This window comes from Hafnia paralvei ATCC 29927 (assembly GCF_001655005.1).
GTDB lineage: Bacteria > Pseudomonadota > Gammaproteobacteria > Enterobacterales > Enterobacteriaceae > Hafnia > Hafnia paralvei.
The window spans coordinates 1-10,897 of record NZ_LXET01000048.1 but is presented as its reverse complement, the minus strand read 5'-3'; the positions used below and the strand labels follow the sequence as shown (position 1 = coordinate 10,897).

The window sequence follows — 10,897 nt, the reverse complement described above, 5'->3', positions numbered from 1 at the left end:
TTATGTGATATTCGATGCATTAGGCGTACGAAACCTTACACAGCTCTCTGTAGGTTTCAGTACATTAGGCGCCCGAAACCTTACACAATGCCCATGTAGATTTCAGTGCATTAACACTATCTCCCCCACATTTTTTATCCCCCTATCATGTTATTTTTATGTAAAATAACTGTGTTTTTCCTTCGATTTCAATTCTTAAAATAAAACTGGGAAGCATTATGAGCATCACTAGACGTGACTTTCTCAATGGGATGGCAATTACCATTGCAGCGGGGCTAACACCCTGGCAGGCACTACGTGCATCACCTCAGGCTTTAACCCAAAGTCTGTACTATCCGCCGACGCTAACGGGCTTACGCGGCAATCATCCAGGATCGTTTGAAGCCGCGCATCTCTTGGGGCGTGAAGGTAAACATTTCGATCCGAAAAGTGTTCCCGTCGAGGAACAGTTTGACTTGGTTGTTGTAGGGGCGGGAATTAGCGGCTTGGCGGCTGCCTGTTTTTGGCAGCAGCTACAGGGTAAAAATCAGCGCATTTTGTTGTTGGATAACCATGATGACTTCGGTGGTCATGCCAAGCGCAATGAATTTAACGTTGAAGGTAAAACGATTCTTGGCTACGGCGGCAGTGAGTCTTTTCAATCACCACGAACCAACTTTAGCCCTGTTGCGATGGGATTGCTGAAAACGCTTAACGTTGATATTGAGCAGATGGCGAAAGATTTCGATCAGAATTTCTATCCCGATCTCAAACTCAGCCGTGGCGTTTACTTCGATCGTAAAAACTTTGGTGTAGATAAGATTGTTAACGGCGATCCCGGACGTGCGGTAGCGGATGATATTGCGCCGGATCGTTTAAACGGGCGTGACATCACCGCGTTTATTAACGATTTCCCGCTGTCTGAATCCGATCGTAACGCGCTGATTGCGCTGCACACCGAGCAGAAAGATTACCTGCCAGAACTGGATACTGATGAAAAAGTGGCGTGGTTAGATAGCCATAGTTACAGTCAATTCCTGCGGGAAAAAGTGGGTCTTAGTGAAATTGCGATCCGTTATTTCCAGCAAAGGACGAACGACTTCCAAGCGGTTGGCATTGATGCTACTTCGTGTAGCGACGCTCGCATTTGTGCGTTACCAGGGCTGGATGGAATGAATTTGCCTCCGCTTGACGCAGAGTCCTTGGCCGATTTGGATGAGCCTTATATTTTCCATTTCCCTGATGGTAATGCCGGTTTGGCGCGCTTGATGGTTCGTCATTTAATTCCTGCGGTCGCGCTGGGCGACAGTATGGAAAGCATCGTGTTGGCGAAATTTGATTACAGCCAACTCGATAAAAAAGACTCTCCGGTACGCCTGCGTCTGAATAGCACGGGCGTGCATGTGGCGAACGTTAGCGAGCAGGGAAAACAGGCCGTTGATGTGACCTATCTGACCGGAGATAAGCTGCATCGGGTGCGCGCCGGTCAAGTTGTGATGGCGGGTTACAACATGATGATTCCTTATTTAGTACCGGAAATGCCTGAGAAACAGGCGGCAGCGCTGAAGGAAAACGTCAAATCGCCGCTGGTTTACTCCAAAGTGGTGATCCGTAACTGGCAGCCGTTTATGAAACTGGGCGTGCATGAAATCTATTCTCCCGCTGCGCCGTATAGCAGAGTCAAGCTGGACTATCCCGTGAATATGGGAGGCTATGAACATCCGCGTGATCCTAATCAGCCGATTGGATTACACATGGTTTATGTGCCAACGCTGCCAGGAAGCGGCTTAAGCCCACGTGAGCAGTCGCGTAAAGGACGAGCTCTGTTGCTGGGCACGCCGTTCGAAGTCCATGAAAAAATGATCCGCGAGCAGCTACAGGGCATGTTTGGTGCCGCTGGCTTCGATCATCAGCGCGATATTCAGGCCATTACGGTTAACCGCTGGTCACACGGTTATTCCTATTTCCTGAACGGTTTATTCGATGATGAAAAAGAAGCTGAGCAAATTATTCATACCGCCCGCCAGCCGATAGGGCGCATCACCATTGCAAACTCGGATTCTGATTGGAGCCCGTATGCCAACTCGGCCGTCGATCAGGCTTGGAGAGCAGTGAACGAACTTACGGCGATGAATAAGGAGAACGTATGAAACCGTTAATGATGCTGACGCTGCTTGCGACAAGCGTAGGCGCTAATGCGATGTCGGCCGGTGAGTACGTGGCAAAAGCTGGCGACTGTGCCGCTTGTCATACGTCTCCTCAGGGGCAGGCGTTAGCTGGAGGCATGCGTTTTGCGACCCCTCTGGGTAATATTTATGCTACCAACATTACGCCAGATAAAACACACGGCATTGGCAGCTATAGTTTTGAGGATTTTGATAAAGCGATGCGGCAGGGGATCGCGAAAGATGGGCACCATCTGTACCCAGCGATGCCATACACGTCATACGCCAAAATGACGCCTGAAGATATGCGTGCCCTGTACGATTATCTGATGACTGAAGTGAAACCACAGTCCGTGGAAAATCAGAAAAGTGATATTCCTTGGCCATTGTCGATGCGTTGGCCGCTGGGCATCTGGAATTCACTCTTCCTGCAAGAGGGGGTTTATCAGCCGCAGTCGGAAAAAGGCGATGAGTGGAATCGCGGTGCCTATTTGGTGCAAGGTGCAGGCCACTGCGGTGCATGCCATACCCCGCGTGGTTGGGCGATGCAAGAGCAGGGAATGGATCAGGCCGAGCTGCGTTTCTTGAATGGCGCGGAGCTGGATGGCTGGTATGCGCCATCGCTGCGTGGTCTTAACGTCAGCAAAGACGATCTGGTGGCATTGCTGAAAAGCGGGCGTAGCCGCCACGCTGCGCTAAGCGGCCCAATGGGCGAGGTCGTGACGCACAGTTCACAGTACCTCACCGATAGCGATCTCAATGGCATTGCGACTTACTTACTGAGTCTGGAAGCGTTGCCGAATGATGCCGAAGTGAAAGCACCGACGGCAGCGTCAATGCAGTCTGGCGCTCAAACCTATGCTCGCTATTGTTCAACCTGCCATAACACCAAAGGCGAAGGCGTGGATTACACGATTCCTCGCTTAGCAGGTAATCTGACCGTTAATGCTGATAATCCGCAAACGCTTATCCGTGTGGTGCTCGACGGCGCGCAAACACCGGTTACGCAGCAACATATGTCATACGGCATGCCAGGTTACGGCTGGGCGCTGGACGATCGGCAGGCCGCGGATTTGATGAGCTATCTACGCGGTAGCTGGGGCAATAAAGCAGAACCGATCACGCCTGAGCAGGTTGGAAAAGTACGTAAGGAACTTGATAAATAACCTTTGAAGTCAAAGGGGATGGAGCCGTTGTATTAGGCTCCATCCATTCAGAAAATGTCTCTAGGCTGAGTGGCGATCGTTATTATCTGTGAGTTTTCCATCTTGGTTTTTAGCGGTGCTGATGTGAATAATACTGAACGAATACTATCCTGTAGTAATGTTCTCTTTATGAATTATTTTTTGATATTGGTAATATCCCACAGGTTAATAATATGAAGAAGATGCATTCCTTCAATAATATATTCTTTGATTGCAAAAGATAATGATATTAAGGCGTGGTCATCACCAACGCCAACCTCTTTGTATAAGAGTCAATACGCACGTTTCTCTTTTTTGGTTAGGGAGTCTATTTATTACTCTGGATATCTGATTCTACGTCTTTTTCATTGATGGGCGTTGAAGAATAAAACTACACATTCTCTAGCGCCTTTTCTGCATACAAATAACCGATACCCATAATCTGCTGCGGTCGGCTGAGCTGACCGAATCCGATACGTGTTGCGTTGGTCATATTGGGATCGGCGGGATCGAAAGGGTTGAACCCCGTTTGGCGCATGATTGCGTTTAGCCAGCGATCGCCAAAGGCACAGCTACGACCGTAAAAATAGATCCGGTTGATATTCAGTATATTGAGAAAGTTATACAGGCTCAGACCTATTGCGCTCGCGGCGTTATCGACCCACGCTTGAACCTGAAGATCCCCCTGTTGATATCGCTCAATCAAATGCTTACTACTCAGCGAATCCCAATCGGTTTGGATATTGCTTTGTTGAGTATTACTTTGGTGAATGTTGCTTTGGTGAGTATTGTTTTGTGGCTGAGATTTCAGCCAAATACGGGCACGCTTTTTAAGTGCGGAAAGTGAGGCTACCGTTTCCAAGCAGCCATAGCGTCCACAATCGCAGGCCACTCCGTCGGGATTGACAATGGTGTGCCCAATCTGCCCGCTGCCATATAGGCTGCCACGGTAAATTTGTTGGTTGATGACGAAGGATGAGCCAATCCCGTAATCCACGTTGATGACGCAGAAATCCTGCGGATTGTCGGCGTTTTGCCATTTCTCAGCCAGCGCCAACATCACGCAGTCGTTGTCTAACAGCACACGGGTTTTTAGCTTCTCTTCTAGCAGGTATTTCATTTCGATGTGCTCTTTCCACGGCGCCTGCGGCATATTTTGCGAAACGCCGGTCACGGGATCGACTTGTCCATGAATGGCTAGCGCTAGCTGAATGGTTCGCTGCGGATGCAGCTTTCGCTGTTGGTAATAAACCTGCTCGATAGCAGCTAATAAGGCTTGTGGATGAGGGGCTGAAACAGCCGCAAATTGATATTCGCCCAGAGGCAAAATTTGGCTGTTGACCAGTTGGCTCTCAATACAGTTTGGCGTCACGTTCATGCAGAGAATCAGCGAATTATTGATGGGAATTTGGTAACAACCGCCGCTGAGGCCGCGGCTGCTGAGCATGCGATCGGAGTGCTCGATTTTGCCATCGTCCATCAGCTCTTCAAGAATTTTGCCGATTGCAGGGATCGACAGGCCGGTCTGCTGCGCCAGCATCGATTTACTCGCATGTTTATAACGATAAATAAGCGCCAGTAATATTCGCTTGTTAAGGTGACGTACCCGCTGATTATTCAGTCCAAGATCAAACATTTCACTTAACTCCGTTAACTGTATTGCGTGAGCTTTCATCACAACGGAAAAAAACGTCTCCCATACACTGCCAACATACCTTAGTTCACTGTCATTTTTTTACTGGAGACGCAGAAATGTACGGCGACGTCAAAGTTTGGCAAGAAAGTGTGACTTTACCGACCTATCGCATCGGCGCGGAAGATCCTAACCCGATGTTTTTAGAGAAGCGTGTCTATCAAGGCTCTTCTGGCGCGGTTTATCCCTATGGCGTAATCGATACCTTAACCGGCGAGTGCGAGGACCGTGAATACCAAGCAGTATGGCTAGAAAATGATTTTATTCGGGTGATGCTGCTGCCCGAGCTGGGAGGGCGAATTCATCGTGCATACGACAAAGTAATGCAGCGTGATTTTGTCTATTACAACGAGGTGATTAAACCGGCTCTGGTGGGGCTAGTCGGGCCGTGGATTTCCGGTGGCATTGAGTTTAACTGGCCGCAGCATCATCGCCCAACCACCTTTATGCCGGTCGATGTGACTTTTAGCCATCAGGATGACGGCAGTAAAACCGTTTGGTTAGGTGAAGTCGAGCCGATGCGTGGTTTGCAGGTCATGACCGGTTTTAGGCTGTATCCGCAAAAAGCGCTGATCGAGATTACCGGCAAAGTTTTTAACGGCAACCCCACGCCTCGCCACTTCTTGTGGTGGGCGAACCCCGCAGTGAAAGGAGGGGACGATCATCAAAGCGTATTCCCACCGGATGTGACGGCTGTTTATGACCACGGTAAGCGCGATGTTTCTGCCTTCCCAATGGCGACCGGAACCTATTACAAGGTGGATTATTCGGCTGGGGTCGATATCTCTCGCTACAAGAATATCCCCGTACCAACGTCGTATATGGCGGATAAATCAGATTATGACTTTGTTGGCGCTTACCATCACGGCGAACAGGGAGGCTTACTGCATATCGCCGATCACCATGTTTCTCCGGGGAAAAAGCAGTGGACGTGGGGCAACTGTGATTTTGGTTTAGCGTGGGATCGTAACTTAACCGATCACAACGGGCCTTATATCGAGCTAATGACCGGCGTATTCACCGACAACCAACCGGATTTTACTTGGCTTGCACCTTATGAAGAGAAGGTCTTCGTACAGAACTTTCTGCCGTACAGCCGGTTGGGAACCTTGCAGAATGCGAATACGCAGGCGGCAATCAAGCTGGAACGGCATCATGGCGAGATACAGCTTGGCCTCTACGCGATAGCCCCGCTTGATAATGTCACGCTTGTCGTCAGTGCCGACGATAAAGAGATTTTCCGTGAATCACTGACGTTCTCTCCTGCGCAATCGTGGTTACACGCGTTGCCGGACCGCTCTTCGGCACGTCTGACACTTTCTCTGCGGGATAGCGATGGCCGCGAGATTATCAGTTACTTAGAGCATGTCCCTGAAGAAATGCCGCTACCACAGGCGGCCAGTGCTCCGCAAAAACCACAAGAACTCACTAACACCGATGAGCTGTATTTCATTGGTCAGCATCTGGAACAGTATCTGCATGCGAGTCGCTCTGCTTTTGATTATTACCAACGAGCTTTGGAAATAGATCCTCAGGACTATCGCTGTAATGTCGCGTTAGCGACGCTGGAGTTTAACCGCGCCAACTTTGAACGGGCCGAATTTTATGCCGACGCCGCGTTGCAGCGTGCTCAACGTTGGAATAAAAATCCCCAATGCGGTCAGGCGAGCATGTTACGCGGTTCTGCCCGCGAAAAGCTGGGCCGTGAAACGCAGGCCTACGATGATTACTTTAAGGCGACATGGAGCGGCAACTGTCGCGACGCCGCATTTTATGCCTTGTCGCGTTTAGCACTGCGTAAAGGTGAGTTAGAACAGGCGTTGGCATTTGTTAATCAGAGCCTGATTTTCAACGGGGCAAACAATCTGGCAATGGGGCTAAAGGCGCTCATTTTACAGCGTTTAGGTCAGAACGAGCAGGCCAAGGAATATGTCGCGGCGCAGCTTGTACAGTATCCGCTTAGCTACGCTTTGCTGTATATGCAGTCGCTACTGAACAATAACGTTGATGCATTCAAAACTATCGCGGGAGCGAGAGGAATAAATTCCTGTGTATTAGCCGGCTGGCTGATGAGTTTGGGATGTGAAAACGATGCATTAGCGTTGTTGGATTTGTTGGATAACCCAGAATCTTTACCGCTGCTTTACCGTGCTGCGCTGACACAAGATACCCAGGATCGTAGCCAGTATTTACAGCAGGCTCGCGATAATTTTGGCCTAAAAGTCAGATTCCCTAACACCTTGGATGAGGTTGCCATTCTGCAACGCCTCCCACAAGACGGCTTTGCTCAATATTTGCTGGGATGCTTCTTCTACAGCAAACGTCGTTACGATCAGGCGGAGTCTTGCTGGCTATTTGCGCTACAGCAAATGCCAAACTTTGCCGCGCTGCATCGCGTATTAGGGATTTATGCCTTCAATAAACAAGATGATGCTGAAGGTGCTACTCGTTATTTCCAGCGAGCACTGGATCTTGAACCCGAAAATCCGCGCCTGCTATTCGAATTTAGTTATCTGCAAAAACGGATGGCGGTGCCGACCGAACAGCGTTTGCGTTTGCTGGATGAGCGCCGTGACGTGGCACTTAAGCGCGACGATCTCACCGCAGAACTGCTTAGCCTTTATCACATCCATAACAAAACGGACGCCGCGGCAGAGATCCTTTGGCGTCGTCAGTTCCACCCTTGGGAAGGCGGCGAGGGCAAAGTTACTGGGCAATTTTTAATTAATCATCAGCGTCGTGCTTTGGCGTTGATGAAAGAGCGGCACTTTGCCGAGGCGTATGACGTTTTGCACCAGTCACTCAGTTACCCAGCCAATCTTGGGGAAGGGCGTTTGGTTGGGCAAAGCGATAACGACATCTGGTACTTACTGGCGGTTTGCGCCGAACAGATGCAAGACACAGAACACATGCAGTTAGCTTTGCAACGTGCATTACAAGGGGGATCGGTTCTTAGCGAAGGCCGTTATTACAACGATCAACCGGTAGATTATCTGTTTTATCAGGCAATGGCGGCGGTGCATCTAGGGGAAAAGGCTCAGGCTCAGCAGCAATTCCAATTCATGGTGGATTGGGCAAATCAGCACCGCAACGACGCCTCCGAACCGGATTTCTTTGCCGTCTCGCTGCCCGATCTGATTGTGCTAGATGCCTCGGCACAGGAACAGCATATCCAACATTGCCTGTGGGTTGAGGCATTAGGGTATTTAGGCTTGGGCGATGAAGCGAGCTTTGTACGTCTTACCGATCGGTTGCTTGAGCGTAATCCGGCTCACGATAAGGCGCATTTATTGCGTTTGGCGCTACAGACCGGTGTTTTTAATGGCTAAGCCATAACAGGCCACCGCGGTGGCCTATTTCTAATGACTGCGTAAGCCTGTTCCCTACAAGATAACGATAAGGTGAAAAAATGAAAAACACGCAGAACCATCTCAATATGTCTTATGTCTGGATGATATGTTTGGTTGCCGCCTGTGGTGGGCTACTGTTCGGTTATGACTGGGTAGTGATTGGCGGTGCAAAACCGTTTTACGAAGCCTATTTTGGTATTACCGATCCCGCCCAATCAGGATGGGCGATGAGTTCGGCATTAGCCGGCTGTGTCTTTGGCGCACTGATTTCAGGCTGGTGCGCCGACCGTTTTGGTCGCAAGCTGCCGCTGATTATCTCTGCGGTTTTGTTTTCTGCTTCGGCATGGGGAACCGCGGTTGCTACGGATTTCGACTGGTTCGTGTTTTATCGCATCGTAGGCGGTGTGGGCATTGGCTTAGCCTCTGCGCTGAGCCCGATGTATATCGCCGAAGTTAGCCCTGCGGAAAAACGCGGGAAATTTGTGGCGATTAACCAACTCACGATTGTGATCGGCGTTCTTGCAGCACAGCTGGTAAACCTGATGATTGCAGAGCCGGTTGCCAGTTCGGCAACCATGCAAGATATTCTGCAAAGTTGGAATGGGCAAGCTGGCTGGCGTTGGATGTTTGGCGCAGAGTTGGTTCCGGCTATATTGTTCTTATTGCTGATGTTCTTAGTGCCTGAGTCTCCACGTTGGCTGGCAAAAGCGGGCAAACAGGATAAAGCCGAGCGCATGTTACGCCGAATTGGCAGCGTTGAATATGCACGGGCAACGCTCACCGATATTCGCGCAACGCTAGGGGCTAATACGCAAAAGGTTGCGGCGAGCGAACTGCTCAACCCTCGAGTTAGGCCGATCATTTTGATTGGGATCGTGCTGGCCGTTTTCCAACAGTGGTGCGGGATCAACGTGATCTTCAACTATGCGCAGGAGATCTTCGCTTCGGCCGGTTTTGATATTAACAGCACGTTGAAATCGATAGTGGCGACTGGCCTTATCAACCTGATTTTTACCATCATTGCTTTGCCGCTGGTGGACAAGTTGGGACGGCGCAAATTGATGTTACTCGGTGCTTCAGGGCTGACCGTGATCTATGTTCTGATTGCTGGCGCTTATGCCTTGAGCATCATGGGGCTACCTGTACTGTTGCTGGTTTTAGCCGCCATTGCCATTTATGCACTGACGCTTGCGCCTGTTACTTGGGTTCTATTGTCTGAGATTTTCCCTAATCGCGTGCGCGGCATGGCGATGTCAGTAGGGACGCTGGCGCTTTGGATTGCCTGTTTCTTGCTTACCTATACCTTCCCTCTATTAAATGCCAGCTTAGGGGCCGCAGGAAGCTTCTTGCTGTATGGCATTATTTGCGCGCTTGGATTCGTGTTCGTATTGCGTAATGTGCCTGAAACCAAAGGTGTCACGCTTGAAGCTTTGGAGCGTCAATTAGCTGGGAGCACGAAACCCGCAGAGCATAATGTGAAGCAAGCATAATGGATATTTATACCTTAGAGACCTCACGGTTTAGGCTGCGGGTGACACCGCAGTCGGCGGCGATTTTAAGCTTTGACGATCTCGACGGCGGCAGGGAAATTCTACGTGCCTACCAAGAGAATACCGGATGGCATCCGGGAGAGAGCGCGCTGTTTCCTATGCTTCCGGTGGCTAATCGAGTGCGAGATAATCGCTTTCGCTTAGGTGAGAGAGAGGTTTGTCTGCCGGATAGCTCATTGGATCCGATGTTTTTCCTACATGGAGATGGTTGGCTGCAACGTTGGCAGTTACAGGATCTCAGCGTAAACCACATCGCGTTAGGGCTACGAGTACAGCATGACTGTGGCTTTGACTATTCGGCTCTGCTGGTTTACCGGCTAAGTGACGAGGGGCTGACAGCCCATCTGACGCTGCGGCATTGTGGTACAGAACCTATGCTGTATGGGGTGGGATTTCATCCGTTCTTTGTGAAAACGTCGCAGACGCAGATACAGTTTTTTTCCTCGGGATATTGGCCTGAAGGTGAAAAACACTTACCTCTATCGTGGCAGAGAAACATGCCTGATGACATTGATTTCTCTTGTGCCAAAGTGCCTGACAACGTGTGGATGAACCATGGCTATTCGGGCTGGAACGGCGTTGCTCATTTAGTTACGCCTCACCAATCAACGGTGACAATACGTAGTTCCGTGCCTTACCTTATGCTGTTTCAAATGCCCAATGAACCGTTTATTTGCCTCGAACCTCAAAGCCATCCAGTCGATGCCCACAATATGGAAGGACAACCGGGTTTGGTGTTGTTAGGAAAAGGGGAGAATATGGAGTTGGTTATGGGGATAGAAGTTTTGTACGCCTAACGTACTGAAATCTACATGGGGATTGTTTAAGGTTTCGTGCGCCTAATGTACTGAGATCTACATGGGGATTGTGTAAGGTTTCGTGCGCCTAATGCACTGAGATCTACATGGGAATGGTGTAAGGTTTCGTACGCCTAATACACTGAAATCTACATGCACTCTGTGCAGGCGTCCGAGTC

General features: G+C 49.9%; 6 protein-coding genes. 5 read left to right on the top strand and 1 reads right to left on the bottom strand.

What is annotated here, in order from left to right:
• The first annotated feature begins 218 nt into the window (after positions 1 to 218).
• Both M988_RS15840 and M988_RS15835 read left to right on the top strand, forming a co-directional pair.
• A complete protein-coding gene (locus M988_RS15840) occupies positions 219 to 2,129 on the top strand; it encodes an NAD(P)-binding protein (RefSeq protein ID WP_064574960.1) in 1,911 nt (636 codons plus the stop codon).
• Positions 2,126 to 3,310 carry a cytochrome c gene (locus M988_RS15835; protein ID WP_064574958.1) on the top strand — a complete coding sequence of 395 codons (1,185 nt, stop codon included), beginning with the start codon at positions 2,126 to 2,128 and terminating at the stop codon, positions 3,308 to 3,310. Before M988_RS15840 ends, M988_RS15835 begins: the two co-directional genes overlap by 4 nt.
• A 409-nt stretch (positions 3,311 to 3,719) precedes the next feature.
• On the opposite strand, the gene M988_RS15830 is transcribed toward M988_RS15835, so the two are convergent.
• Complete coding sequence (locus M988_RS15830; RefSeq protein ID WP_039185832.1) at positions 3,720 to 4,964, bottom strand: ROK family protein; 1,245 nt, start codon at positions 4,962 to 4,964, stop codon at positions 3,720 to 3,722.
• A 116-nt stretch (positions 4,965 to 5,080) separates the two neighbouring features.
• Here M988_RS15830 and M988_RS15825 point away from each other — a divergent pair, with 116 nt between their 5' ends.
• The 3 genes from M988_RS15825 (at position 5,081) to M988_RS15815 (ending at position 10,718) form a co-directional block, all read left to right on the top strand.
• Entirely contained in the window at positions 5,081 to 8,350 is a 3,270-nt protein-coding gene (locus tag M988_RS15825) for a DUF5107 domain-containing protein (protein WP_064574957.1), read from the top strand.
• A gap of 80 nt (positions 8,351 to 8,430) precedes the next feature.
• Entirely contained in the window at positions 8,431 to 9,861 is a 1,431-nt protein-coding gene (locus M988_RS15820) for a sugar porter family MFS transporter (protein WP_064574956.1), read from the top strand.
• Positions 9,861 to 10,718 (top strand): aldose 1-epimerase, encoded by an 858-nt coding sequence (locus M988_RS15815; RefSeq protein WP_064574954.1) that lies wholly within the window; start codon positions 9,861 to 9,863, stop codon positions 10,716 to 10,718. The genes M988_RS15820 and M988_RS15815 overlap by 1 nt, the downstream gene beginning before the upstream one ends.
• Positions 10,719 to 10,897: the final 179 nt, after the last annotated feature.

Bases quoted from the DNA above. Each gene is read 5' to 3' on its own strand.
- M988_RS15825 (WP_064574957.1), top strand. From the start codon at position 5,081: ATGTACGGCGACGTCAAAGTTTGGCAAGAAAGTGTGACTTTACCGACC.
- M988_RS15840 (WP_064574960.1), top strand. From the start codon at position 219: ATGAGCATCACTAGACGTGACTTTCTCAATGGGATGGCAATTACCATT.
- M988_RS15830 (WP_039185832.1), bottom strand. From the start codon at position 4,964: ATGTTTGATCTTGGACTGAATAATCAGCGGGTACGTCACCTTAACAAG.
- M988_RS15820 (WP_064574956.1), top strand. From the start codon at position 8,431: ATGAAAAACACGCAGAACCATCTCAATATGTCTTATGTCTGGATGATA.
- M988_RS15815 (WP_064574954.1), top strand. From the start codon at position 9,861: ATGGATATTTATACCTTAGAGACCTCACGGTTTAGGCTGCGGGTGACA.
- M988_RS15835 (WP_064574958.1), top strand. From the start codon at position 2,126: ATGAAACCGTTAATGATGCTGACGCTGCTTGCGACAAGCGTAGGCGCT.